The organism is Halioglobus sp. HI00S01, from assembly GCF_001635445.1.
GTDB lineage: Bacteria > Pseudomonadota > Gammaproteobacteria > Pseudomonadales > Halieaceae > Halioglobus > Halioglobus japonicus.
The window spans coordinates 151,344-178,271 of record NZ_LWEE01000001.1 but is presented as its reverse complement, the minus strand read 5'-3'; the positions used below and the strand labels follow the sequence as shown (position 1 = coordinate 178,271).

Here is a 26,928-nt window from a genome sequence, read left to right as displayed (position 1 = left end):
GCGGGCTGCGGCAGAGGGGGTGGCGCACAGCGCCCGACAAATAAGAAATTAGAGGTGATTTCAATGAAGATGATGACCGCCATCATCAAGCCTTTCAAACTGGACGATGTTCGCGAAGCCCTGCACCAGATAGGGATTGCGGGCATGACAGTGGAAGAGGTGAAGGGTTACGGCCGCCAGAAGGGCCATACCGAGCTATACCGAGGTGCAGAGTACCTGGTGGAGTTTCAGCCGAAAGTCAAAATCCAGATCGCGATTGCCGATGCGCAAGTAGATGCGGCTATCGATGCGATTTGTGAAGCAGCGAGCACCGGCAAAATCGGCGACGGCAAAATCTTCGTCGCACCACTGGAACAGAGTATTCGAATCCGCACCGGCGAGACCGGTGAAGAAGCACTTTAAGGAGCGCGGCCATGCGTAATTTTTCCAAGCTGGCGGTGCTCGCCAGCACGGCGTTGGTGGCTAACACCGCCAGCGCCAGTGAACTTAACCAGGCGGATACCGCCTGGATTCTGACAGCCACCGCTCTGGTGCTGTTTATGACCATTCCCGGCCTGTCGCTGTTTTATAGTGGCCTGGTGCGCGCCAAGAACGTGTTGTCTGTGCTGATGCAGTGTTTCGCGCTGACCTGTCTCATGTCGCTGCTGTGGTTTGCGGTGGGCTATACCATTGCGTTCGGCTCAGACGGCGTGGAGCAGGGTGCCTTTATCGGTGACTTTGGCAATGTGTTCTTTGCCAGCATGACCATGGACAGCCTCAACGGCAGCATTCCCGCCACACTGTTCGCAACCTTCCAGATGACGTTTGCCATCATTACTCCGGCGCTGATTGTGGGTGCGTTCGCCGAGCGGATGCGCTTCTCGGCAATGCTGATCTTCAGCTCGATCTGGCTGCTGGTGGTCTATGCACCGGTATGTCACTGGGTTTGGGGTGGCGGCTGGCTGGGCAGCATGGGCTTGCAGGATTTTGCCGGCGGCACCGTCGTACACATTACCGCCGCTGTTGCCGCGATTGTCGCCGCCATGATGATGGGGCCGCGCAAGGGCTTTGGCACGGTGGCTATGCCCCCGCACAACCTGACCCTGACCGTCGCCGGCGCTGGCATGCTGTGGGTAGGTTGGTTTGGCTTCAATGCCGGTTCCGCCGTCGCTGCCGACAACAGTGCGTCCATGGCGATGCTGGTGACGCATCTGTCTGCAGCCGCAGGTTCACTAGCGTGGATGGCCATGGAATGGATTCGCCACGGCAAGCCGTCAGTACTGGGTATTGTCACCGGTATGGTCGCAGGCCTGGGCACCATTACTCCGGCGTCCGGTTCGGTTGGTCCTGCTGCGGCAGTGGTCATCGGCCTCAGTGCCGGTGTGGTGTGTTACTTCGCCACCAACTGGATCAAGAATACGCTCAAGATCGACGATAGTCTCGACGTATTCCCCGTACACGGCGTGGGCGGCATGCTCGGTACTATTCTGGCCGGTGTTTTCGCTTCACAGCAGCTGGGTATCTTCAGCGGCAATGGTTTCTCTGACGGCATTGACAGCATGGGCGGTCAGCTCATGGTGCAGGCCACCGGTGTGGTGGCAACGTTTGTTTACACCGCCGTTGTCTCCTGGATTATCCTCAAGGTTGTGGATGTCATGGTTGGCCTGCGGGTCGATGAAGAGGAAGAGACCCAGGGTCTCGACCTGGTGCTCCACGACGAGCGCGGCTACGATCTTTAAACCATCGCGATTAAGCAAGGGCGACCAACCGGTCGCCCTTTTTGTATCTGAGCGCGGTACAGAAAGCACGGGCTTGTTAAACTGGATGCGCGACCCGAACACCAGCGATCGGGTTTTGCCTATAGGGAATAGCGGCGGACAATAATGAAAAAAACTACATTGCCATTCCTGGCGATACTGGCGCTCTCGGCCTGTCATCGCGTCGAGGATCCAACGCTACAGTGGGAGCAGGCTGAACTGGCGCCGCCGATTGATCTGCCTTTGATCGTTGCCAATCCGCAGCGCGAGGTGTTTTTTGGCGATCTGCATATCCATTCCAGCTACTCTTTTGATGCCTATACGATGGGGGTGCGTGCCTTTCCCGAGGATGCTTATCGCTTTGCCCGCGGTGGGCAGGTGCGTCATGGTGTTGGGTATCCCGTGCAGATTGATCGGCCGTTGGATTTTGCTGCAGTCAGTGATCACTCTGAGTATCTAGGCATCGCCCGGCGTCAGGCTGAACTCGATGATCCGGGCAAAGTACAGGAAACCTACGACGAGGTGCTGGCGACGGCCCTTGCCGGGCGGGCCTGGCGCTATCTATGGCATTTCATGCGCGAGGGGATACGTTCTTCATCGGCGCAGGCGAGGGAGCGCAATTTCGGTGTGCCGGAACTGGCCCAGGCGAGTGTCAATGCCTGGGCGGATATCCGGCGCGCGGCCCAGGTGCATAATGCGCCGGGTCGTTTTACGACCTTTGTGGCTTACGAATGGTCCTCGATGCCGGAGGACCAGCACCTGCACCGGGTGGTGCTTTACGGTGACGATAAGGTACCCGGGTTGCCTTGGTCTTCACTTGAGTCGGAGAATCCTGAGGATTTGTGGAAAGAGCTGCAGCGCCAGCGCGATGCGGGTCATGAGGTGATTGCCATCCCGCATAACAGCAACCTCAGCAATGGGTTGATGTTCAGCGCCAGCCAACACAGCGGCGAACCTTATAAAGAGGCTCTGGCTGCGTTGCGTCGCAGTATCGAGCCGGTGGTCGAGATCTACCAGGTCAAGGGGCAGTCGGAAACCCACCCGGCGTTGAGTCCCGATGATACGTTCGCTGATTTTGAGTTGGTTGAGCAACCCGTGATGGCCTCGGCTCCGGCCAGGGAAACTCGGGGCAGCTATGCTCGCGATGCGCTGCGACTGGGCATGGAAATGAATCACGCGGCCGGGATTAATCCGTATCGATTCGGCGTTATCGGCAGCAGCGACAGTCACAATGCAACCAGTCCGGTTAACGAGGCGACATATCACGGCAAGTTGCCGCTGCTCGACGGTACTCCCGGCATCCGCCTGGGAGCGTACTCCAAAGACGTGCATGAGCAGACAACCATGCATCGCTGGAGTGCCATGGGGCTGGCCGCCGTTTGGGCCCCTGAGAACACTCGCAGTGCCCTGTTTGCCGCGATGAATCGCAAGGAGACCTATGCCACCAGCGGATCTCGAATCAGGCTTCGCTTTTTTGCCGGCGACTATCCCGACACATTGATTGACGCGGCGGATGTCATCGAAGTTGCTTATGCGCGGGGCGTGCCCATGGGTGGTGAACTGCACGTGTCTCATGAACGGCCGCCGGCGTTTCTGCTGTGGGCGAGCAAGGATCCCGAGGGTGCCAATCTCGACCGCATACAGGTGATTAAAGCCTGGACCGATGCGAGCGGCCAGAGTCACGAAGCTATCTACGACGTCGCAGCTTCCGGTGATCGTATGCGGCAGGCCGGTACAGAACCGCTGGCGCCGGTGGGTAATACGGTAGACGTTGCGCGCGCCACCTACAGCAATAGCATCGGTGCGACTGAGCTGCGAGTGCTGTGGCGAGATCCCGACTATCAGCCGGGCCAGCAAGCACTCTACTATGCACGCGTACTGGAGATACCCACGCCGCGCTGGTCGACTTACGACGCGGTTACGCTAGGTGTGCCGGCACCCGAACCGGGCTGGATACAAGAACGTGCAGTCAGTTCTGCAATATGGCTGCATCACGAGGGAGACGATACATGAATTGGTCGCATCACTACGCCACGATTAACGGCATTCGTATGCACTATGTGGAGCAGGGTGAGGGTATGCCTGTTGTGCTCTGTCATGGCTTCCCCCATATCTGGTTTAGCTGGCACCGCCAGATTGCGGCGCTGGCAGAGGCCGGTTACCGGGTGATTGCGCCCGATATGCGTGGCATGGGCCAGACCGACGCACCGCCAGAGCCCAGCGACTATGATGTGGAATCGATAACGGGCGACTTACTGGGATTGCTCAAGCATTTGAATATTGACGCGGCCGTCTTTGCCGGTCTCGACTTCGGTGCCTTTGCCATTTACGACCTGGCGTTACGCCATCCGGAACGCGTGGTTGCGGTGATTGGCCTGGAAAACCCAGCTGCTCCGCACAATCCCGAAGAAGCACCGCTCAGCGAATACCAGCGGATGGGCGAGCAACACTTCCTGCACATTGAATACTTCCGGGTGCCTCCTCGTGCGGATGAAGAACTGGCCGCACAGCCGCGACGATTCCTACACAAGGTATTCCATACCTTGAGCGGAGCGGGCAATTACTTCGATTGCTTCAAGCATCCGCCGGGCACGTCCTATATCGACGCCATGGCCGAGCCGCCAGCATTGCCCTGGCCGTGGCTGTCGGAAGTGGAGATGGAATTTTTCGTCAGTGAATACAGCCGCTCGGGTTTCACCGGTGGGTTGAACTGGTATCGCTCCATGGATTTGAAGTGGCAACAGCGTCGACCCTTCGAGGGAGTGCAGAGTGCTGTTCCCGCGTATTTTCTCGGCAGCGAACATGACGTCGACCTGGAGGGCTTTCACGGCGACGATCCAATCGAATTGATGCGTGCTATTTTTCCGGACCTTCGGGCGGTGAAGATGATTCCCGGAGCCGGGCACATGGTCCAGCTGGAGGCCTCGGCCGAGGTCAACGCCATATTGCTGGAATTTCTGGCAGATATTCACCGCCAGTAAGCATTGCCTAGTTCAGGGTCAGGGTGAAGTCGAGCTTGGCCATGGTGGATTGCTCCTGCTCAAGTTCGACGGCCGTCAGCGGGTGGCTTTCCAGCCAGCCTTCGGGAATCCCCAGTGACAGAGTGAGCTTATCCGCCACGATGCCGAAGGCGGGCAATGCTTCCAGGAACTCAACGTGTTTCAGGCACACCGCCAGGCGTAGTATGGCCAGCAGATACAGCATCTTCCGACGCTGTTGTTTGGGTAAATCCTCCAGCAGACTGGCGGGCAGTTTGCCACGCTGGCCCTGCGTAAGAATAGCCAGGCTTTCCTGCTCCTCCTGTGAAAAACCCGGGAGGTCTGCATTGCGCAGCAGATAGGCAGTATGCCGGTTGGCGTGTTTGTGGGAAATCGCCATGCCTATCTCGTGGCAGCGCGCGCCCCACAGCAATAAATCGCCATCCTCATCGCTGAGTTTCCAGGCCCCGCGGCAGGCGCTGAACAGCATGCCACAGCGTCGCTCGACAATGTCGGCGGTTTCCTGGTCGGCGCTATAGCGTTGCACCAGCGCGTTGACGGTACGCTCGCGCACGTCCTCATGGCTGAGCCTTCCCATTAAGTCGTAGATGACGCCTTCGCGCAGTGCGCCCGGTGAGGTGCGCATATGTTCCACGCCCAGGATATCGAACAGTGCCGAGGTAATGGCCACTCCGGCGACGATGACATTGCGGCGATTTTCGGACAGGCCGTCCAGATCAATGTCGTCGAAGTGATTAAATGTGATTAGCTTTTTCTCGAGCTTTTCCAATGCCTTGCGGGTAATGCCGCCCTCACTCCAGCCATTCTGGGTGACGATGGTGTTAATGGCGTTCAGGGTGCCGGAAGAGCCCACCGCCTCTTCCCAGTGTTTGGCGTTGTAGCGGTAGTGGATATGGGCGACCTCGACTCTGGCGCGATCATAGGCGCGACGATAGTTTTCCTTGCTGATCACGCCATCGGCAAAGCAATCGCGGCCAAAGGAAACACAGCCCATTTGCAGGCTTTCCAGTCGCTTCGGTTCGAAGCGTTCACCGATGATGAATTCGGTGCTGCCGCCGCCGATGTCGACCACTAACCGCGATTGCGCGTCATCGGCCAGCGTGTGGGCTACCCCGAGATAGACTAGGCGCGCTTCTTCGCGCCCGTAGATAACATCTATTTTTGTGCCGAGAATTTCTGCTGCGGGCAGGGTGAAGTCGAGTCGGTTGTGCGCCTGGCGTAGCGCATTGGTGCCCACGGCGCGAATTCGCAGTGGTTCGACACTGGACAGCAATTGCGCAAACCGTGCCAGACACGCGAGGCCGCGATCAATGGCCTCCTGGGACAGGTGGTGATTTTCCAGGCCTGCACCCAGCTGTACTTTCTCCGCCAGCACTTCCTGCGTGCGCATCTCGCCATGCTCGGTTTTGGCAATGATGAGATGAAATGAATTACTGCCGATGTCGATGGCTGCCAGCAGGCTGCCATCGGGTAACTGGTCTGGGTTTGGATTCGCCAAAGTGAGGGCTCGTTGTCGCAACAGTAGCCCCATGGTAATCGATCAGGGCGCTGTGATCACCCGCGGTGTGCGCGCCGGCATGCGTGTTGTCAATTCATAGCCGATCGTCTGGGCATGGCCTGCCACTTCGCCAGCAGTCAGCTGCGGGCCCCACAGTATCGCCTCGTCGCCTATTGCTACTTCGCTGAGGTCTGTCACATCTACTGTAATCATGTCCATGGACACGCGGCCCACCAGTGGAACGCGCTGGCCGTTGATCAGCACCGGGGTGCCATTGTTTGCCAGGCGCGGATAACCATCGCCATAGCCTATTGAGATAGTGGCAATTCGGGAGGGGCGCTCAGCCGTCCAGGTAGCGGCGTAACCAACGCTGTCGCCGGGCGCCAAGTCGCGCAGTGAAATAACCGCCGAGGCGAGTGTCATTACCGGGCGCAGCGCTTCGGTGTTGGCATGCGCCTGCGCGAATGGACTGTTGCCATAGAGCATGTAGCCCGGGCGAATCCAGTCGAAGTGAGAGTCTGGCCAGCCCAGTAGCCCTGGGGAATTTGCGGCGCTGCGCGGCCCCGGTAATGATGCGGTGATGGCGTTGAACAGTTCAATCTGCCGTGGCGTCTGGTCGCTGCTCAAGTCATCAGCGGAGGCAAAGTGAGTGCAGGTAACCAATTCGCCCGTGCGGTTGGCGCAGGCCATCAGCCGGCTGTGAAAAGCTTCAGCTTCCTCCGGCTGCACACCCAGGCGATGCATACCTGTGTCGACTTTCAGCCAGCAGGTTATGGGCGCGGTAAGTTGCGCTTGTTCAAGCCATTGGAGCTGCTGGTGATTATCTATCATCACCCACAGATTGTGCTCGGCCGCCAGAGGCAGTTCATCGGCTGCAAATACACCTTCGAGCAGCAGTATCGGACAGCGAACACCACCTTCGCGCAGTTCCAACGCCTCTTCGATGCAGGCAACAGCCAGTGCGTCGGTGTGAGCTTCCAGCGCTTGCGCAACAGCCAGCCCACCATGACCGTAACCGTTCGCCTTGACCACACACATGGTGCGCGCTCCAGGCGCCAGTGAGCGCGCATGCGCCAGATTGTGGCGCAGTGCGTCGAAATCCAGTCTGGCCTGGTTGGCGCGCATTAGAAATCGAATTTGTGCGCGGAATAAAGTGTCTGGGCGGCGAGCCACATGTCGCCCACCTCGCCATCGCCCACGGGTTTGTCCTCAATGGCAATCACCGGCGCGATTTCCTTGGACGAGCTGGTAATCCACACCTCGTCAGCGGTGTCCAGTTCCTCGAGTTTTACCACTCGTTCTTCTACCGGCAGGGTGCCGTCTTTACGCAGGATTTCCAGCAGCATCAGGCGGGTAATGCCGGGCAATTTCTGGTGATCCAGCTCCGGCGTGGCAATCACGCCGTCCTTGACGACAAACACGTTGCAGGCAGCGGCTTCGGTGAGTTCGCCGTGCTGATTGTAAAGCAGTGTTTCAGAATGGCCTGCGGCATGGCCCTGCTGGTAATGCATGACGTTGCCGAGCAAGGCCGTGGACTTGATATTACAACGCTTCCAGCGCAGATCTTCGGCAGTAGAGACCGTATAGGGCGTCGCGTCGCTTTTGGCGGGTTGGGGTGCCGGGGGGATCTCGAAGGCGAAGGCGAACAGCGTTGGGTCAATATTTTCCGGGTACGCGTGCGCGCGTTTGCTGTCTGCGCCACGGCTCACATGAAAATAGATGCCGAGATTGCCACCGCCATTTTTGGCAATCAGCTGATCGGCAATCTCGCGCCATTGTGCCTGGTCGACTTTAAGCTGGATCTCGATGGCGTCCAGACCATCCTGCATGCGATCGAGGTGCGGCTTAAAGCCTACCAGCTTGCCCGCATAGGAGGGCACAACCTCGTAAATACCATCGCCGAACAGGAAGCCGCGATCCATCGGGGATATGTGCGCTTCTTCCATCGGCATGTATTCGCCATTCAAATATACGATACTCATTGTCAATCTCCTCGGTATCTGTGCCGCTGCGATGCGTGATCGCCGGCAATTGCCCGGGTCGTCGCAGGACCCGGCCAGGTGTTTTCAGTTAGGGGTGAATCCGCATACGTCACGCAGTTCGCGAATAATGTGTTGTCCTTCCTCTGCCTCGAGACCATCCTCTGTCAGGGTGTTCTCTCGCGTAACGCCGTCGACGCTGCCGTGGCTGGACAGGTAATTAAGTATGGCTAACGGATCTATGTCGCCAAGCAGGTCGCGCTTTGCCCAGCGGGCTAGCAAGGCGATGATGCCGTACGCTCCCCAGTTTGAGACGTCCGCCACCAGCAACTCGTCACAGGTGGTGGCTGAGGCGTTGATATCCAGTGTGGCAATTGCATCGCGGATGTTGCCCATGCCGATCTCGTTGCCGCCGTCGCCAATGGCAATAGTCGGGCACTCTGCAAGCTCAAGGTAAGGGTCGAAATACGCGCTGCGTGCTGAAATATCTTCGCCACGCATATTGTAGTAGCAGTTGTCGTCGCTGAGTCCGGGGCGCTCGATGGACACAATTGCAGAGGGTTTTAGGTCTGCAAGTCGGATTCGAGCCTCGTCACGTGCCGCGTCGACATTGCGGGCAAGCAACTCGATCACGGCGTAGTCGTCCTGTAGGCAGTGTGCCAGTGGCGCGCCGCAGGCGAACACGGGTTCCGCGCCCAGTGCGACCAGCGCATCGTAGAGTGCTATTGCACCTACCGGCCCGTCGGTCTCGAAGGTGTCGGTCACGGGAAAGCCGGTTCCAATGATAACGGTGCCCTGAATGTTGCGCAGAATGCTGGCCGCACGCAGGTAATAGCCGGGTTGGAGCGCCGCCTGTGCTACCTGCATATTGCGCAGGTTGCGGGCGACGAGAATATTCTCGATGGCAATACTGAGATCGGGATCATTCATGCGCGGCGTTCCTTCAAAGTGAGGCGCTGTTGAAAGCTGTTTGCCAGGTGCAGCGCATTGTGAGCCGCGTGCTGGGTAATCGGCGCAAAGTGCACCTGGCTACCGGGGCGCAGCTGGGCCAGGCGGGCACAGTCCAGGGACAGTGCCGCTCCGATCTTCGGATAGCCACCAATCGTCTGGCGATCATTGAGCAGGACGATAGGCTGGCCGTCAGCGGGGATTTGAATGGCGCCAAAGCAGATGCCCTCCGACAGAATGCCTTCGATATCACATTCGATCGCGGGGCCCTCAAGGCGATATCCCATACGGTCACAGCGGTCGCTGACGGTGTAACCATGGGAGAAAAAACGGCGTTGCTGATAGCGATTAAAGTGCTTCTGTTGGTATCCGGGGATAACCCTTACGGTCGTAATATCATGATACTTCGGCTGCAGGTGTTCCTCGAGATACAGCCGTTGACGTATTTCGCCAGCAGGGCAGGGAAGCACATCTCCGGCGGCGAGTTTGTCGCCGTTGAGGCCACCAATGCCCTCGCGCATCACCGTGGCGGTGCTGGTAAAGCTCGGCTCGACGTCGAAGCCGCCGGCGATGCCCAGATAACCTCGGCATCCCTGTTCGGCAAATTCAATGTGAATACTGTCACCGGCTGTTACAGGCAGTACTTCCCAGCGGGGCTGTTCCTGCTGATTGATGCGCAGGGTCATGATTGCGCCGGTCAGGCAGATAAAAGTATCAACCTGAGCTTCCAGCTGCAGTCCGCCAAAGCTGACTTCGATTGCCGTGCTGCCCTCGGGATTCTGCAGCAGCCGATTACAAGTGTGGAAAGCCTCGGGGTCCAGAGGGCCGCCGTTCGTGAGTCCGATGCGGTGCTGGCCAAGGCGGCCGCCATCCTGCAGCAGGCTGAGCAATCCGGGCTGGATAACCTTGACGCTCACAGCTCGCCTCCCAGTGCCAGGAAACGGTCGCGGTCGATGGCTTCAAAGCGCACTTTGTCGCCCACGCTAACGGGCATGGTAGGCGTAGCCTGGGGGTCAAACATACGCTGTGGGCAGCGGCCGATCAGGTTCCAGCCGCCGGGCGATTGCGCCGGATACACGGCGGTTTGTCGATCGGCGATGGCCACTGCGCCGCGCGGCACTTTCAGGCGTGGTGTGCTTTGGCGGGGGGCGGCAATGCGCTCGTCCACCTGCCCGAGATAGGCAAATCCCGGCGCGAAGCCAATAGCGTAGACACGGTACTCGGTGCCGCTGTGAATAGCGATGACATCATCGGTGCTCATGCCCGCTGCCGCAGCGAGGGCCTCCAGGTCTTCGCCCACTTCCGGGTGGTAGTAAACGGGCAGTACCACGGTATTGCCGTCAGCTTCATCGTCTGCACTGAGATCGGCGATGCAATCGCGTACTGTCGCGGCAACCGCCATGTGGTCGGTAGTTAATGCGTTATAGATGATGAGCAGCGACGCGTACGAGGGTACGAGATCGACCAGATCAACTCCCAGCGCCTGCTCGATGGCTGCGGCAGCGGCCTGTACCCGGGCGGACACCGTCGGGCTGGTCTCTTTGCCAAGGTAAAGTATCAGGGCGTTTTCGCCGGCACTTTGCAGTTCCACGACCAATCAGTTCCCGGCAACCAAGCGACGAATCTCGCGGATGGCCTGGACGCCCTCGATGTTGTCACCGTGTACGCACAAGGTATCCGCCGCGAGGGGCAATGCATGGCCGCTGACAGTCGTCAGTGTGCCCTCACGCTGCAGTTGGCTGACCTGCGCCAGCATCTTTTCACGTGTGTGCACAGCACCGGGCTTGCGTCGTGACAGCAGTTTGCCGTCGTCGTCGTAGCAGCGATCTGCAAAAGCTTCGAGTAATAGCTCGAGGTCAAACTCGGCAGCCTCACTGCGATGCAGGTCGGCGTCGGGTGTGGCCTGCAACATGAGCTTCAAGGGGCGGTGGTAAGACGCGACAGCCTGCATAATGGCGCGGCGGGTCTCGGCGTTAGCCATCATGTCGTTGTACAAAGCGCCGTGGGGTTTTACGTAGGCCAGGGTAACGCCGCTGCTGGCAGCCATGCCGTCAATGGCGGCTACCTGGTATTGTACGCTGGCAATAATTTCTTCTGCGGACAAGGCCATGGAGCGGCGACCAAAGCCCACCAGGTCGGGGTAGGCGGGGTGGGCGCCGACGGATACGCCGTGTTCGGCGGCCAGCTGCAGGGTTTTGTGCATGGTAAGCGGATCGCCGCCGTGAAAGCCGCAGGCAATATTGGCCTGATCGATATGCGGCATAACCTCGGCATCCAGACCCATGGTCCAGCTGCCGTAACTTTCACCCAGGTCGCAATTGAGCAGCATTGTGTTGTCCTCAGAGCACCGCCAGTTGGCTGTTGCGTAAATCCGTTACCAGCATATGGCCAGGGCTGTGGGTGATGGCAAAGGGCGGCTTTGCCGCCTCCAGCGCCACTTGCGGTGTAACGCCGCAAGCCCAGAACACAGGCAGCTCATCGTCAGCCAAGGTGACCGGGTCGCCGTAGTCCGGCTGGTTAATATCTTCTATACCTATCAGGCCTGGATCGCCGAGATGAATCGGTGCTCCGTGAACTGAAGGAAAGCGCGTACAAATCTGTACAGCGCGAATCGCGTCGGCGGCCTTGAAAGGACGCATGCTGACCACCATGTTGCCTTTGAAGGGGCCTGCCGGTGTGCACTCAATATTGGTGCGATACATGGGTACATTCACGCCTTCACTGACGTTGCGCACGTCTAGGCCATCGGCCAGCAGGGCTTCTTCAAAAGAAAAAGAACAACCCAGCGCAAACACCACCAGATCATCGCGCCACAGCGCGGTGATATCGTTTACTTCTTCGGTGAATTCACCATCGCGAAAAACACGGTAGCTTGGCACATCGGTTCTGATGTCAATACTACCCAAAGGTGGTAAAGCGGTATCGCCCGGCGATGTCGACATGCCCACCAGCGGGCAGGGCTTGGGGTTGGCCTGGCAGAAACGCAAAAAGTCCGACGCCCAGTCAGCGGGTAGAATAGCGAGGTTGCACTGGACGAAACCTGCGGAGTAGCCCGAGGTGTTGCCGGTAAAGTCGCCGCGACGGATGGCCTCGCGCAGAGCCTGGGGGCTGGTGTCCTGATTCATTTATAGGGTTCCACTGAAAATTTGCCGGATAAGTTTGGCACAGAATGGGATTTCTGGATAATGGCCGTTCAATTCTCATCCATGTGATTTTTTGGATTTAAGCATGCTGGAACAATTACTCCGGGTACTCGAGCCACAAGCCGTTGGCGAGGACAGTTTCGTCGGCGAAAACATGCACCCCAAGGGCTTTCGAATTTATGGGGGGCAGGTGCTGGCGCAGGCGGTGAGCGCAGCCCAGCAGACGGTGGCCGAGGAACGGCCCATTCACTCGCAGCACGCCTACTTCCTGCGTCCCGGGGATTGCAGTAAACCCGTCACCTACGAGGTGGAGCGAGCTCGCGATGGCGGCAGCTTCAGCTCGCGTCGGGTAGTGGCCCTGCAGGAGGGTAAGCCAATACTAGTGAGCTCCATGTCTTTTCAGCTCGCGGATGACAGCTTCGACTTTCAGCCGGAGTTACCCGAGGGTATTACACCCCCCGAAGACCTGCCTTCAGAGCGCGAGCGCGCGCTAAAGCAGAACGTGCTGAATGAGGACTTCATGATTACCGACGGCGAAGATCTGGACGTCCGTATGGGTACACCCATTAACTGGCGAGAGCCCGAGCAAATGCCCGGGCGTTTGTACAATTGGATGCGCACCACTGCCCCGGTGGGCGATGACCCTACCTTGCACCGATCGCTGCTCACGTATTTTTCCGACACTATGTTGCTCGATGCCGGCCTGATTCAGCACGGCCGCTCCTATTGGGATCGCTCTTTGCAGGTGGCGAGCCTTGATCACGCGATCTGGTACCACGGCGATTTCCGGGCCGACAACTGGCTGCTGCATACCGCCGACCTTGAGCGCAACAGCGGCGGCAGAACCCTGGTCAGGGGGCGCTTCTTTACGCGCGAGGGCCGCCACGTGGCCACGGTTATGCAACAGGGTCTTATGCGCAAAAACTAGCCACTTAACAACGCGGATAAGGCCTATACTAGTTAAAGCAAACGCCTATAAATATTAGAGAGACGCTATGCCACATCCACGCCACACCGCCGCCCTGTATCCCCACAAGCCTGCCTATATTATGGGTGACTCCGGGGAGATGGTAACGTATCGACAGCTCGACCAGCGCTCCAATCAGGGCGCGCAGTTGTTCCGCAGCCTGGGTTTGCAAGCGGGCGACCATATTGCCCTGATGATGGAGAACAATCCCCGGTTTCTGGAAATCTGCTGGGCGGCGCAGCGTTCTGGTTTGATCTATACCCCGATCTCCACCCACCTCAAACGCGATGAGACGGCCTACATTCTCGACAATTGCGGTGCCAGTCTGTTTATCGGTTCGCACGAACTGGAGGCGGTCGCCAGTGATGTCAAATCCGTGTCCAGCGGAGTCGACCACTACTACATGGTGGGCGGAATCAGTGAGGGTTATGAGTCCTGGGAAGAGGCGCTGAGCCTGCAGCCGGAAACGGAAATCGCCGATCAGGAAATGGGTGCGGCCATGCTGTATTCATCGGGTACCACCGGTCAGCCCAAGGGCGTATTTGTGCCGCCGACTGATACCGATGTCGACGCGGCCCCGGGCCTTGCCACCACGTTGGGGCAGGCCTTCGGCTTTGCTGAAGAAACGGTTTATCTGTCGCCTGCGCCGCTGTATCACGCGGCGCCGCTCTACTACAACATGATGAATATTTTTCAGGGCGGCACCTCAATTGTCATGCAGGGTTTTGATCCCGAGCGTGCTCTGGCATTAATTGACGAGCACCGAGTTACCCACAGTCAGTGGGTGCCCATTATGTTTGTGCGTATGCTTAAACTGCCCGATGAGGTGCGCGCCAAATACGATGTGAGCAGCATGCAGTTTGCTATTCATGCGGCGGCGCCTTGCCCCGTGGAAGTCAAAGAAAAAATGATCGACTGGTGGGGCCCGGTCATCGTCGAATACTACGCAGCCAGCGAGGGCATCGGCGCGACGATTATTGACTCCGATGCCTGGTTGACCCACAAGGGCTCGGTCGGCCCGGCATTTGTCGGAGAATTGCATATTGTCGACGATGAAGGCAACGAACTGCCTACCGGGGAAATCGGGACCATTTATTTTGGCGGTGAGGCGGCAACGTTCACCTATCACGACGAACCGGAGAAAACCGCTGGGGCCTACAATGACAAGGGTTGGGCCACCACCGGTGACGTGGGTTATGTCGACGAAGACGGCTTCCTCTATCTCACCGACCGCAAGAACTTCATGATTATTTCCGGTGGCGTGAACATATACCCGCAGGAAATTGAAAACGCACTTATCAGCCATGAAAAAATTGCTGACGTGGCGGTGTTCGGCATTCCCTGCGAAGAGTTTGGCGAGAAGGTGCAGGCCGTGGTTGAACCCATGAACTGGGCTGATGCCACTGACGAGACGGCCATCGAAATCATGGAATGGCTGCGTGAGCGCATCTCCAATATCAAGCTGCCCCGGGCATTGGATTTCCATCCCAAGTTACCGCGAATGGATAACGGCAAGCTGTACAAGCGCCACCTCATGGAAGAGTACAAGGGCGGCGCCAGAGCAGACGATAAAATCGACTAGGGATTGCTTACCGCCTCTGCTGCGGGGACAGGGGCGGTTGTGGATGCCTGTTTGCGTTTACTGAAGGGCAGATAGAACACAGGTACGACGAACAGCGTAAACAGTGTGCCTACCAGCATGCCGGCGGTAATCACCAGCCCAATGCTGAAACGGCTTTCAGCGCCGGCACCGGATGCAATCACCAGCGGCCATACGCCAAGCACCGTCGCAAATGTGGTCATTAGAATGGGCCGCAGACGCTGGCTGGCTGCCGTGAGCACCGCCTCGCGCCGATCCACGCCTTGCTCTGCCAGTTTATTGGCAAATTCCACGATGAGAATACCGTGTTTGCTGATTAAACCAATCAGCGTGAGCAGGCCCACCTGGGTGTAGATATTGAGCGTCGCGAAACCCAGGGCAATGGGAACGATGGCGCCAAAGATGGACAGCGGCACGGTGACCAATACCACCAGCGGATCTCTAAAGCTGTTGAACTGGGCCGCGAGTACCAGGAAGATCAGTATCATCGACAAACTGAATAATACAGGGAATGAGGCTGTTTCCTCGATAAACCGACGCGACGCTCCGGTATAGCCGGCGCGGAATGTCGCGGGGGCGATCTCCGCCAAGGTGTCGTTCAGGAACGTCAGGCCGGCACCGAGTGAATTGGGGGGCATGACGATGCCCTGAATCACCGTGCTGTTGAGTTGCTGGTACTGGGTCAGCGAATTGGGCTCCACCTGGCTGTCCAGGCGCACCACGGCCGACATGGGCACCAGGTCCCCGCCGCCGGTACGCAGGTAGTATCTAGCCAACTCCTCGCGCGTCATTCTGAAGTTGCGTCCCGCCTGGGGGATCACCTTGTAGCTGCGTCCCTCCAGGGTAAAGCGATTGACCTCCGCTTCGCCGAGCATGACGGCCAGGGTTTCGCCGATCGACTGCATGGAAATACCCAGCCGTGCGGCGCGTTCTCGATCAACGTGTAGAACGATTTCCGGTCGGTCAAAGTCGAGGCTCTGAGTAACAAACGCAAACAGGCCCGATTCTCTGGCTGCTTGAAGTAGTTCGTCGCCGACACGTTTTACATCGCGGTAGTCAGCCGTGGAGGCGACCACGAAACTGACCGGCAGGCCGGCGTCTGCTCCAGGTAGCGACGGCGAGGAGAACGCAAACATCTCCATACCGGCGACCGCGCCGAGATTGGCCTGCAATTCCTTCATGGCCTCCTGCTGGGTGCGCTCGCGCTCATCCCAGGGGTGCAGAGTGATGCCGCCAAAATTACTGCCGGGTTGAATGACTTGCCAGGAGTGGCTGAACTCAGGAATTTCCCGCCAGATATCGACCACCTTGTTGAGGTAGAAATCGGAGTATTCCAGGTTGGCGTAGCGCGGGGCATTGCCCACCATGAAGATACCGCCGGTATCTTCCTCTGGTGCCAATTCTTCCTGGGCCAGGGTAAACAGCAAGGGCAGACTGGCGAGCAGGCAGAACGCCAGCAGCAATACAGCCCCACGGTTGGCCAGGCAGGCATCCAGGATGCCGCGATAGGCTGCGACCAATTGCTCAAAACGGTGGTCCAGCCAGTCTGCAAAACGTCCCTGGTGCTCGGCGTCCTTGAGCACCCGCGAGCTCATCATGGGACTGAGAGTGAGTGCCACTACACCGGAAATAACAACTGCTCCGGCAAGCGTCAGTGCGAATTCACTGAACAAGGCGCCTGTGAGTCCGCCAATAAAGCTGATGGGGGCGTATACGGCTACCAGTGTGAGCGTCATCGCCACGACCGGCAGGGCAACCTCGCGCGCCCCCAGCAGTGCCGCATTGTAGGGGGTGGCACCTTCCTCGATATGTCGGTGCACGTTCTCCACCACCACAATCGCATCGTCCACGACGAGGCCGATGGCAATCACCATGGCCAGGAGTGTGAGCAGGTTGAGGGAGAAGCCCATGGTCCAGATCAGGAACACCACGCCGATCAGCGACAGTGGTATGGCTACCAGGGGAATGAGCACGACCCTGAAAGAACCCAGGAACAGGTAGATCACCAGAATGACAATGAGCACCGCCTCGATCAGCGTTGCGATAACCTCTGACAGTGCTTCGTCGATGACAACCGAGCCGTCCCAGTCGAGCAACATTTCCATGTCTGCTGGTAGCATCGCCTCGATCAGTGGCAGCGTGTCGTGGATCGCCCGCGAGACTTCCAGTGGATTGGCATCGGGCGCGGGTGTAATGGACATGAATACCGCGTCACGACCGCTGGATAGCGATTTAAACTGGCGCGACTCGGCATCCATTTCCACGTCGGCCACGTCACCCAGACGAATGCGCTCGTCGTCGACCTGGCGCACCACCAGATTGGCAAAATCATCCGGTGATTGCAGGTCGGTGCGGGCATCTACGGTTACCCGCACCAGCTGGCCCTCGGTGGCCCCTGCAGCGGAAATGAAATTGTCGCGCCGAATAGTGTTGTTGATGTCTTCCGCTGTCACACCGAGAGCGGCCATGCGCACAGGGTCTAGCCAGACGCGCATGGCGAGGCGCCGGGAGAAGATGCCAGCCTGGCCAACGCCGGGCAGTGTTGCCAGTTCCGGTTGGACATTGCGAGACAGGAAATCCGTCACCTGGTATGCGGTCATCTGCTCGCTGTAAAAGCCGATGTAAATCATTGCTTCGGCGCCTGATGCATTGGAGATTACCGGATCTTCGATCTCCCGTGGCAGGTCACCCCGGGCTTCGTTCACCTTGGCGATGACCTCATTGAGCACGTCGGTACTATTCTCACCCAGGCGTACATGGACGGTAATCGAAGACACGCCTGGCTGGCTATCAGACACCATGTACTCGATGCCCTTGGCACCGGCGATCTTGATCTGCAATGGGTTGGTGACGAACCCCTGCACGGTGCGCGCGCTGGCGCCCGGGTAGTAGGTTTCGATATAGATAACGCTGCGCTCAAGCTCGGGAAATTCACGGACACCGACCTTTGACAGGGAGGCACCCCCGAGCAGCAGCAACAGGCTGCTGACGACAATGGCCAGGACCGGGCGTTGGATAAAGCGATCGGTAAACCTCATTGGGTGAAGTCCGCCGGATTTTCTTCCAGCACAATCCGGGCGCCGCGATACAGCTTGTTCTGGCCGACGCTGACAATACGCTCGCCGGACTCCACCCCGCTGCGAATCTCAATTCGACCATCTCGCACTTCACCGGAGCGTATTACCCGGGGCATGACGAGCAAGCCTTCGCCGTCGTCAGTGACCACGTAAACGGTATCGCCCTGGGCAGAGTAGGTGACGGCAGTCTCGGGCAGGGTGACCACGTCGCGTGCCTGATCGAGGTCTATATCCAGTTGCGCGAACATGCCGGGCAGCAGTCCCTCGCTGTCACTGAGCAGGGCCCGCAGCGCGAGGTTGCGGGTGCCGGTGTCAACGGCGGCGTCGACGGCTTGCAGCGTTGCCGCAAAGGTCTGCTCTGAGGAAGCTGTGCGCAAGGCAATGTCGAGGCCGGCGCGAAGTTCGGGGTAGTGGCGGGCCGGGACCGAAAAGTCCACTTCCAGTTGGGCTAAGTCCTGCAGCGTCGTAATCGATGTGCCGGAATCGATATAGTCGCCGGCCTTGACCTCGATAATGCCGACGCGGCCGGCAAAGGGAGCCACGATGCGTTTGTTGTCCAGCTGTGCTTCGATCTCGGCAATGCTCGCCACCGCTGCATCCAGATCTGCTCGGGAGCGATCGTACTGGCTCTGGGGAATAGATTTCTGCTTGATCAGACTTTCATCGCGCTCATACAACTGTCGCGCCAGTACCAGGTTGGCTTCTGCCCGGCGCTTGCTGGCTTGCTCCAGGCTGTCGTTGAGGGTGAGCAGCAGTTGGCCTGCCTCTACCTCCTGTCCGGAGGCCACGCTGATGTTGGTCACTTCACCGCTGGCTTCCGCAGCGAGGTTAGCACCATTGACCGCGCGAATAGTGCCTACCGCCTGTAGCACCGAGGGCCAGGTTTCCATTCTTGCGGTCGCTGCTGCGACCGTAACCGGCGGAGGACTGAAGTCAGTGTTCGCCAGAACGCTGAACTTGTTATAGAGGTAGCCTGAAATACCACCAAAAATCACCAGCAGAATGAGCGAAACGTACAGATAGGCGCGCAAATTGGACCTCGGTTTGTATTTCGGTTTGTAAGTATCTGTATTTTAGGTGCTTTTCAACTGTTTACGCAGTCTTGACCAACTAGTCACTAATGTGGACAAAGATGGTACGCGATCCTGCGGGTAATTGGATTGATTGTGGTCAAATCTCGACCGGGTGCGACCGATAAAACGGGTATGCCCGGCGCAGCGAATGTTTTATGCTTGGGCTCTCCACGTGGTTTCAAAACGCAATAGAGGTATCCCGGTGCGCAAATCCCGCAAGCTGAAAAAGCTCGAGAAGCGAATGTATAAGGCTGACAGCTACGAGCAGTGGCGCGAGGCCGCTCTGGAGCACGACGAGATTAGCGGCGCCAAGCGCTGGCGTGAGGTGGACCAGAGCAGTCAGTATGATGCTTCCCAGATTCGCCTGCGTCTGGACCGGTTGCGCACACTGCGTGCCCGCCACGATTACCACGGTCTGCTTTACACCCTGAACGAAGGTATCCACGGCAATATGGGTGGCATGGGACGTGCCAGTTTATACCGGCGGGCCAATTTCGGTACCAAGCGCCTGATTGAGCAGTACATTGACGAAATCGACGAGTGCCTGCGACTGTTAGCGGAGCTGCCCGCTGACGTGATCGATGTACAGGAAAAACTGGATTTCTTCTATCGCGCGAACATCTGCTTCGGCCGTTCCGCACTCATGCTCTCAGGTGGCGGGATACTCGGCTTTTACCATCTGGGCGTCGTCAAAACTCTCAAGGAGCAAAACCTGCTGCCAAGGGTCATTTCCGGCTCCAGTGCCGGTTCAATCATGGCCGGTGTCGTGGGAACCCATTCTGACACCGAGCTCGAACACTTTTTTGAGCCCGCCAATGTGCACTTCGAGGCGGAGAGCGAGGCCAGTGCCTTTACCCGTATGTTCTTCGGCGCCAACCCGCAGATTGATGCCGGTGATCTCGAGCGGCTGATCGCGCGCATGGTCCCTGATATGACGTTTCAGGAGGCCTATGAAAAGACAGGTCGTCAGATCAGCATCACTGTGGCGCCCGCTGAGCCGCATCAACGCTCGCGCCTGCTCAACGCCATTACCTCGCCGAACGTGCTGATTCGCTCCGCCGTCATGGCCTCGTGCGCTGTGCCCGGCGTCTTTCCTCCGGTAACCCTGATGGCCAAGAACATGCACGGGGAAGCGCAGACCTATCTGCCCACTCGCAAGTGGGTGGACGGCTCTATTGCCGACGACCTGCCGGCCAAACGCCTGTCGCGCCTCTACAGCACCAACCACTATATCGTCAGCATGGTGAACCCCATCGCTACGCCGTTCCTCGATGCGGATCAGGACCGCAGTCCCCTGACCCGGGCCCTCGGTTCGCTCGGTGTCGGTGTCGGCCGGGAATTACTTAATTTCTATCGCGGCATTGCCCAGAAGCAGGGCGACAACTGGCCCCGGTTCAACTGGATGCTTAATACCGTCCACGCCTTAATGGACCAGGACTACAGCGGGGATATTAATATTGTCCCCAGCTTCAAGTGGTACAACCCTACCAAACTGCTGGCGCATATCTCTGAAAATGATCTGATTGAATTGATGGAAGGCGGGGAGCACTCAGCCTATCCCCAGGTGGAACAGATTCGTCTGTGCACCCGCATCAGCCGCACGATGGAAGAAATACTGGTGCGCTTTGAATCCGGCGATCTGCGCCCGGATACGGTCGAGGCGAACCGCCCACGGGCATCGCGTCGCCGGCCGCCACCCACCCGTACCGATCGCGAGGCCTTGCGTGAGAAGCGGGCCACGGTAGAGCCTGCTACATCCAAGAAAAAACGCGCCGCGGCCAAAAAGAAACCGGCAACCAGGCGCAGGCCGCCGGCAAAAAAGCCTGAGGCGCCCGCTGAAGCAGCCTGACACTGCTATAGTAGGGTGACAGGCAACCACGAGGAAAATCTCTATGCCAGGACCCAGCGTTATCGGCGATTGTATGCGCCGCAATCCACTGACGATTGGTAGCGACGCCAATCTGGTGGAAGCTATTGAGAAGATTGTCGAATACAAGCTCACAGGCCTCACGGTGACCGACGACGAGGGTCGCGCTGTGGGCATTCTCTCTGAACTCGATTGCATCAAGGCGGTGCTCACCGCGGTCTACAACGATGGCGATCCTGAGCAATCATTCGTTCGGGATGCCATGAGCACCGATCTGGCAACCGTGTCGCCGCAAGACGGTATTGTTGAAGTGGCTCAGGCCATGCTCGATACCCGCCAGCGCCGCCGCCCGGTATTGGAGGACGGCAAGCTGGTTGGTCAGGTGAGTTCCAGCAATATTCTATGGGCCCTGATGGAGCATTCGCGGCGCAAAATTTTCGACGCCCGTTAGCCGATTTGCCGCTCTGCGCCCTCCCAGTATGGGGCGCGCAGAATTTTCTTGAGTATCTTGCCCGACGGGTTGCGCGGTAGTTCTTCGATGAGTTCCAGTTTGCGCGGAATCTTATAGCCGGCAATGTGCTCCCGCAGGAATGCAATCATTGTCTCAGCGTCAAGCTGCCCACCGTCACTGAGTACGACAAAGGCCAGCAACGCCTCGCCAAACTTGTCATCGGGGACACCGATCACAGCGACATCCTGTACCGCTTCGTGCTTGGCCAGGGCATTCTCCACTTCTACCGGGTAGATGTTTTCCCCGCCGCTGACGACCATATCTTTCATACGATCTTTTAGATACAGGTAGCCCTCATCATCCATGTAACCTGCGTCACCGGTATGTACCCAGCCGTCGGTGAGGTTGGCCGCAGTGGCGTCGGGCAGATTGTAGTAAGACAGCATATTGGTATCGGAGTACAACCAGATTTCTCCGATGTCGCCCCGTGGAACTTCATTGCCCTCCAGACCGACCACTTTGGCGCGCCCACCCACCGAGGGGCGGCCGCATGAGCGCAGCAGTTCAGGGCGCCCTGCCAGTGCCTTGCGGTGATCGTCGGCGGTCAGATTGACGACGGTACCGGTAGTCTCGGTCATGCCGTACATCTGAATAAAGTCGCACTGGAAAATCTCCAGGGCACGGCGCAGCACCGATTCAGAAATCGGTGACGCACCGTAGAACACCTGCTTGAGTTTGCTGAAGTCCCGCTGCTCGATGTCCGGTAACTGTAGAACGGCCATAATCATGGCCGGCACCATGAACACGTTATTTACACCGTACTGCTCGATGTCGTCGACAATCCGCACCGGGTCGAACACGCGGTGCATCAGTGTGCGTATGCCGTGGGTAATGTTGTACACAATCGACCCGGTGCCACCAATATGGAACATGGGGGCGCAGAGAATGGTGGAGTAGCCGGGGCTCGGTCTGTGCGGCGTCGCCGTGGTATTCATGGCAGCGAGCGACAGCATATTAAAGTGCGAGCTCACCACACCTTTTGGGTTGCCGGTTGTGCCGCTGGTGTAAAGCTGTACGAAAGGCTGGTCAGAGGCTACATCTTGATCGGGATTTGTGGTCGGGAAGTCGGCGCTCCAGTCGTCTAGCACCAGGGTGTTGTCAAATCCCTGGGAAATGATCTGGATTTCATCGTCGATCTGGCGGCGCAGGTCTACGAGTGTTTCGTCCATACCATCGAGCGCCAGCAGTGCGCGGCACTGGGCGTCGCCGATAATGTAGGCGAGTTCGGCGGGTGCCAGTCGATAGTTGAGCGAGACGCTGACGGCGCCGATCTTACTGGTGGCCATATACAGAAGCAGGTGCTCCAGGCTGTTTTCACCGAGAATTCCCACGCGCTCACCAACGCTAACACCGAGCTCGAGCAATCCATGGGCGAGTCGATTGGCGCGGGTGTTGATGCTGCCATAGGTGTAGGTTTGGCCTTCGGTGGTCAGGCAGGGAAGGTCGGGAGTATTGCGTGAATAGTACTCGAGATAATGATGGACCAGCATGCTGTTGTGTAGCACCTTTTTGTTAGAATTTACGGCTGTTGGGGAGTCTGCGGGGTGTGGTCAGTTGTGTCAAATCAGCTGTGCTATCGTAGCCGCCATGAATTTGCTTAAGCAGGTTTCACTAACTATAACTATTGCAATGCAATCTACGCTGCGAATGTCGAGGGTACTATAAAGATATTCGGACTGTGCGTGGTTGTAGAGCAAACAAAGGGGGCACTATGAGCGATAACGAACAGCCCGGTCACGCGATGACCGTGCAGGAATTCACCGATGCACTTATCAGAGTGGGCCTTGTGGCCCTGATGGTTGTGGCGTCTTTCCGGGTGTTCAGCCCGTTCCTCAGCCTGATGATATGGGCATTGATTCTGGCGGTGACAATATATCCATTGCATCAGGGACTAGCGGCGCGCCTTGGTGGCAATCAGGGGCGCGCATCGACGGTAATCGTTATCGTCGGCCTGCTGGGTATTGGTATTCCTGTGGTGTTGTTGGGCGGTTCGCTGGCTGAGCATGCAACATCCATTGCCGACCGCTATCACGCGGGCACGCTGGAGTTGCGCCCGCCCAAGGAAAATGTGGCGAACTGGCCGGTCGTTGGCGAGGATGTTTATAACGCCTGGTCTGCTGCTTCGGAAAACCTTCCGGCGTTTATTCAGGCGAATAAGACTTCCTTGGAATCCCTGATAACCAGTGGTATGTCCGCGGCCAAGAGTACCGTGGGCACTGTTTTGCTGTTCCTGGGTTCACTGATTGTCGCCGGCATTATGATGGCGTTTGGCCACAGCGCCAATGATGCAATGGAGAACATTGTGACGCGGATCGTTGGTCCTAAACACGGTGCGGAGGTGCATAATCTGGCGACCATGACGACGCGTTCAGTGGCTGCCGGGGTGCTGGGTGTGGCCTTTATTCAAGCAGTGCTGATAGGCATTGGCTTGCTTGGCGCAGGCGTGCCAGCTGCGGGACTGTTGGCGCTGGTGGTGTTGTTTCTGGCGATTATGCAATTACCGGCGGCGCTGGTGGTGATTCCTGTGGTCATCTGGATATTCAAAAATGGCGACAATTCCCAAGTCATGGCGATCGTCTGGTCGGTTTACCTGGTCGTGGCGGGTCTTGCCGATAACGTGCTTAAGCCCATGCTGTTGGGCCGTGGCGTCGAGGCACCCATGCCGGTCATACTGCTCGGTGCGCTCGGCGGAATGATGTCCATGGGCTTTGTTGGCCTGTTTGTTGGCGCGGTTATTCTCGCTGTCGGGTATCAGCTGTTCATGAAGTGGGTGGCGATGCATGAGGCCGAGGAAGCTGCCGAGGCCGCCGCTGCAGCCGCCGCAAATGAAGAGGCTGAGGTATCGGAATGAGGCTGTGGGTGAGGGCGCTCGCGACGGGTTGCGGCCTGCTCGCGCTGCAGGCCTGTACCAATCTCGGACCGGACTATGAAGAACCCGCAGTAGATTGGATCGACACCTGGGAAACCGACCTGTATGGCCAGGCCCTGTCGACGTCTGATGAGATGGACGATCTCAGTTTCTGGTGGGAGGCTTTCAGTGACCCGGTACTCAATGACCTGATCTCGACCGCCAGAAAAGAGAATCCGACGTTGCGCCTGGCTGGACTTTCGGTGCTGGAGAGCAAGGCATTATTGGGCGTGGCCACCGGCCTGCAATATCCGCAGGTTCAACGCGCCAGTGGTTCCTGGGCGCGCACCGACAGCTGGCCTACAGAAGGTGACAATTCCGGCGATCACTCCGACCTCAACGCCTACGATGCCGGTTTTGATATCGGCTGGGAAATGGATTTCTGGGGCAAGTACCGTCGCAGTATTGAATCTGCTGACGCGGCATTTTTTGCGTCTGTGACCAACCAGCAGAATGCCCAGGTGTTACTGGCGGCTCAAGTAGCCGAGGCTTATTACTCCTGGCGCACAACCGCACGCCTGATCGATATAGCGCAAGAGAATGCGGCGTTACAAAAGCGTAGCCTGGAGATTACAACCGCCTTGTATGAAAGCGGCCAGTCGGCAGAGCTTGACGTGCAGCAGGCCCGTACGCAGTATCTGGCCACGTTGTCGTCCATTCCCAACTTTGAGATCGCCCTGCAGCAACTGGAAAACGCGCTGGCAATTCTGTTGGGACGCGAGCCTGGTAATGTCCCTGAGCTGGATGCCGTGCCCGCCACCCTGCCCAATCTCAATCCGCTGTTTATCGAAGCTTACCCGGCGGCGCTGTTAATGCGGCGGCCAGATGTTCGCACCGCGGCCTGGACAGTTGCTGCCCAGTCCGCCCAGATTGGTGTCGCCAAGGCCGATCTTTACCCGTCGATCTCGCTGTTTGGCACCATCGGCTGGTCGGGCAATTCGCTGGATGTCACCAACGATACCCTGGCCACGGCGATTGGCCCCAGTTTTACCTGGAACCTGTTCAACTACGATCGCATTGAAAACAGCGTACGCGTCCAGGATGCTCGCCTGCAGCAGACGATTCAAGCCTATCAGCTGACGGTGCTGGCTGCCGCATCGGAGATTGATAACGCCGCGGTGAGCGTGCTGAAAACTCGGGATCAACAGGCCTTGCTCAGTTCGGCACTGGAAGCGGCAGACCGCTCACTGGCACTGTCTACCAAGCGTTACCAGGAAGGTTACTCGGACTTTCAGCGCGTGCTGACTGCGCAGCAGTCGCGCGCTGCAAGGTCGTCTGCGTATGTGAGCAATCAGGGTGAACATATCAATTCGGTGATCGATTTTTACCGGGCGCTGGGCGGTGGGTGGCAGCCCGCCGAAGCCGAGGATCTGGTGCCGGAAGAACTGCGCCAGATTATGCAGGAGCGCACCGATTGGGATGGCATGCTGGATGATCCGGTACCGCTGCCCGAACAATAATTCGCGATGAAATCAGGTGAACTATGAGCGACACTGAAACACAACAAGATGAAGCTCCAGAGGCCGACGACGCCGCCGGCGTAAAAAAGGGTGGGCTGGTGATTGCGGTGGTCATTCTGCTTAGCCTCAGCTGGTACCTTGCCTCTGATCGCTATACCCCCTATACCACCCAGGCGCGAGTACAGGCTTATGTGATCGGTGTTGCCCCACAGGTGTCGGGCATCGTTACCGAAGTGCTGGTAGAGACCAACTCCCGGGTAGAGGCCGGGCAGCCGCTTTTCCAGATTGATACCTCACAGTATGAGATTGCGCTCGCCAAGGCGCGCTCGGATTATCAGAATGCCCTGAGTCAGGTCGATGCCGGAGATGCTGCAGTAGAAGCAGCGAGAGCCAATTTGCTGGCCGCCCAGGCGAACCTGGAAAAAGCACAGAAAGATACTGATCGTCTCGAGCGTCTTTATAAGGAAGATCCAGGCACCATTTCTACCCGGCGCCTGGAGGTGTCTCGGGCAACCCTGGATCAGTCCCGGGCCGCTGTCACCGCTGCAGAGGCGGGTATTCAGCAGGCGATTAACACCAAGGGTGGCGACTCCGATGAGGAGTTCAACACCATTCTGGCGATTGCCAGAACAGGCGTAGAAAAAGCTGAACTCGATCTGGCCCACACCACGGTGACGGCCACAGATCGCGGTGAAATTACCGACCTTAAAGTGGACGTCGGGTTATTCGCCGGTGCCGGACACCCGGTGATGACGTTGATTTCGCTTAGCGAAGTGTGGGTGCAGGCAGAATTTACCGAGAATAACCTGGGCCACATGGTGTCCGGTACACCGGTGGAGATTGTGTTCGATTCATTGCCCGGCCGGGTGTTTGACGGTGTGGTTGATAATATCGGCAAAGGCATTTCCGCGGGCCGCAGTGCCAAGCCAGGCACGCTGCCCAGTATCGACAACGATCGCGATTGGTTGCGTCAATCACAGCGCTTCCCGGTGGTCGTCAAGTTTGACCCTCGTCAGGACGAAGCACTGCTCGGCCAGCTTAGAGTGGGCGGACAGGCGGCGGTGATCGCCTACAGCGAAGAGGCGTGGTTAACACGGTTCTTTGGCCACCTCTATGTGCGTTTCATGAGCATCATGTCCTACGCCTACTAGCGTAGCGAAGG

General features: G+C 58.1%; 22 protein-coding genes. 11 read left to right on the top strand and 11 right to left on the bottom strand.

Annotation, left to right across the window (positions count from 1 at the left end):
* Positions 1-63 precede the first annotated feature (63 nt).
* From A3709_RS00815 to A3709_RS00800, 4 genes are all read left to right on the top strand, one after another.
* Positions 64-402 carry a P-II family nitrogen regulator gene (locus tag A3709_RS00815; RefSeq protein WP_066048595.1) on the top strand — a complete coding sequence of 113 codons (339 nt, stop codon included), beginning with the start codon at positions 64-66 and terminating at the stop codon, positions 400-402.
* Between the two features lie 11 nt (positions 403-413).
* On the top strand, positions 414-1,718 hold the full coding sequence (locus A3709_RS00810) for an ammonium transporter (protein ID WP_066048592.1): 1,305 nt from the start codon (positions 414-416) through the stop codon (positions 1,716-1,718).
* 144 nt (positions 1,719-1,862) lie between these two features.
* A complete protein-coding gene (locus tag A3709_RS00805) occupies positions 1,863-3,749 on the top strand; it encodes a DUF3604 domain-containing protein (RefSeq protein ID WP_066048589.1) in 1,887 nt (628 codons plus the stop codon).
* Positions 3,746-4,717: an alpha/beta fold hydrolase gene (locus A3709_RS00800; protein WP_066048586.1), complete on the top strand. Its 972-nt coding sequence runs from the start codon at positions 3,746-3,748 to the stop codon at positions 4,715-4,717. The genes A3709_RS00805 and A3709_RS00800 overlap by 4 nt, the downstream gene beginning before the upstream one ends.
* Positions 4,718-4,724: 7 nt before the next feature.
* Here the strand turns inward: A3709_RS00800 and A3709_RS00795 are convergent, their stop codons facing one another.
* From A3709_RS00795 to A3709_RS00760, 8 genes are all read right to left on the bottom strand, one after another.
* Positions 4,725-6,233 carry a Ppx/GppA phosphatase family protein gene (locus tag A3709_RS00795; RefSeq protein ID WP_231871062.1) on the bottom strand — a complete coding sequence of 503 codons (1,509 nt, stop codon included), beginning with the start codon at positions 6,231-6,233 and terminating at the stop codon, positions 4,725-4,727.
* 42 nt (positions 6,234-6,275) lie between these two features.
* Complete coding sequence (gene alr, locus A3709_RS00790) at positions 6,276-7,358, bottom strand: alanine racemase (RefSeq protein WP_066048581.1); 1,083 nt, start codon at positions 7,356-7,358, stop codon at positions 6,276-6,278.
* On the bottom strand, positions 7,358-8,215 hold the full coding sequence (locus A3709_RS00785; RefSeq protein WP_066048578.1) for an aminotransferase class IV: 858 nt from the start codon (positions 8,213-8,215) through the stop codon (positions 7,358-7,360). Before A3709_RS00785 ends, alr begins: the two co-directional genes overlap by 1 nt.
* A gap of 84 nt (positions 8,216-8,299) precedes the next feature.
* Positions 8,300-9,142, bottom strand: a complete 843-nt coding sequence (locus A3709_RS00780) for a glutamate cyclase domain-containing protein (RefSeq protein ID WP_066048575.1) — start codon at positions 9,140-9,142, stop codon at positions 8,300-8,302.
* Positions 9,139-10,077 carry a biotin-dependent carboxyltransferase family protein gene (locus A3709_RS00775; protein WP_066048573.1) on the bottom strand — a complete coding sequence of 313 codons (939 nt, stop codon included), beginning with the start codon at positions 10,075-10,077 and terminating at the stop codon, positions 9,139-9,141. The genes A3709_RS00780 and A3709_RS00775 overlap by 4 nt, the downstream gene beginning before the upstream one ends.
* Entirely contained in the window at positions 10,074-10,751 is a 678-nt protein-coding gene (pxpB, locus tag A3709_RS00770; protein WP_066048826.1) for a 5-oxoprolinase subunit PxpB, read from the bottom strand. Before pxpB ends, A3709_RS00775 begins: the two co-directional genes overlap by 4 nt.
* A 6-nt stretch (positions 10,752-10,757) precedes the next feature.
* Positions 10,758-11,489: a 5-oxoprolinase subunit PxpA gene (locus A3709_RS00765; protein ID WP_066048570.1), complete on the bottom strand. Its 732-nt coding sequence runs from the start codon at positions 11,487-11,489 to the stop codon at positions 10,758-10,760.
* Between the two features lie 10 nt (positions 11,490-11,499).
* Entirely contained in the window at positions 11,500-12,285 is a 786-nt protein-coding gene (locus tag A3709_RS00760; RefSeq protein WP_066048567.1) for a putative hydro-lyase, read from the bottom strand.
* 103 nt (positions 12,286-12,388) lie between these two features.
* On the opposite strand from A3709_RS00760, the gene A3709_RS00755 reads away from it, so the two are divergent.
* Together A3709_RS00755 and A3709_RS00750 are read left to right on the top strand one after the other, a co-directional pair.
* Complete coding sequence (locus tag A3709_RS00755; protein ID WP_066048564.1) at positions 12,389-13,231, top strand: acyl-CoA thioesterase II; 843 nt, start codon at positions 12,389-12,391, stop codon at positions 13,229-13,231.
* Between the two features lie 67 nt (positions 13,232-13,298).
* The gene (locus A3709_RS00750; protein WP_066048561.1) at positions 13,299-14,852 is read left to right on the top strand and encodes an acyl-CoA synthetase; all 1,554 of its coding nucleotides are present in this window, start codon (positions 13,299-13,301) and stop codon (positions 14,850-14,852) included.
* On the opposite strand, the gene A3709_RS00745 is transcribed toward A3709_RS00750, so the two are convergent.
* Positions 14,849-17,908, bottom strand: a complete 3,060-nt coding sequence (locus A3709_RS00745; RefSeq protein WP_066048556.1) for an efflux RND transporter permease subunit — start codon at positions 17,906-17,908, stop codon at positions 14,849-14,851. The two genes, A3709_RS00750 and A3709_RS00745, sit on opposite strands and share 4 nt — an antisense overlap.
* Entirely contained in the window at positions 17,905-18,978 is a 1,074-nt protein-coding gene (locus A3709_RS00740; protein WP_066048553.1) for an efflux RND transporter periplasmic adaptor subunit, read from the bottom strand. Before A3709_RS00740 ends, A3709_RS00745 begins: the two co-directional genes overlap by 4 nt.
* Positions 18,979-19,222: 244 nt before the next feature.
* Between A3709_RS00740 and A3709_RS00735 the strand changes: the two genes are divergently transcribed.
* Positions 19,223-20,869, top strand: coding sequence for a DUF3336 domain-containing protein (locus A3709_RS00735; protein WP_255359704.1), 1,647 nt, complete (start codon positions 19,223-19,225; stop codon positions 20,867-20,869).
* Between the two features lie 43 nt (positions 20,870-20,912).
* A complete protein-coding gene (locus A3709_RS00730; RefSeq protein ID WP_229801596.1) occupies positions 20,913-21,338 on the top strand; it encodes a CBS domain-containing protein in 426 nt (141 codons plus the stop codon).
* Here the strand turns inward: A3709_RS00730 and A3709_RS00725 are convergent.
* On the bottom strand, positions 21,335-22,888 hold the full coding sequence (locus A3709_RS00725; protein WP_066048550.1) for a long-chain-fatty-acid--CoA ligase: 1,554 nt from the start codon (positions 22,886-22,888) through the stop codon (positions 21,335-21,337). The genes A3709_RS00730 and A3709_RS00725 overlap by 4 nt on opposite strands.
* A gap of 221 nt (positions 22,889-23,109) precedes the next feature.
* Here A3709_RS00725 and A3709_RS00720 point away from each other — a divergent pair, with 221 nt between their 5' ends.
* The 3 genes from A3709_RS00720 to A3709_RS00710 are packed head-to-tail and all read left to right on the top strand — an operon-like array spanning position 23,110 to position 26,917.
* Positions 23,110-24,249, top strand: a complete 1,140-nt coding sequence (locus tag A3709_RS00720; protein WP_066048548.1) for an AI-2E family transporter — start codon at positions 23,110-23,112, stop codon at positions 24,247-24,249.
* 8 nt (positions 24,250-24,257) lie between these two features.
* Positions 24,258-25,766, top strand: coding sequence for a TolC family protein (locus A3709_RS00715; RefSeq protein ID WP_231871061.1), 1,509 nt, complete (start codon positions 24,258-24,260; stop codon positions 25,764-25,766).
* A gap of 23 nt (positions 25,767-25,789) precedes the next feature.
* On the top strand, positions 25,790-26,917 hold the full coding sequence (locus tag A3709_RS00710; RefSeq protein WP_066048540.1) for an HlyD family secretion protein: 1,128 nt from the start codon (positions 25,790-25,792) through the stop codon (positions 26,915-26,917).
* Positions 26,918-26,928: the final 11 nt, after the last annotated feature.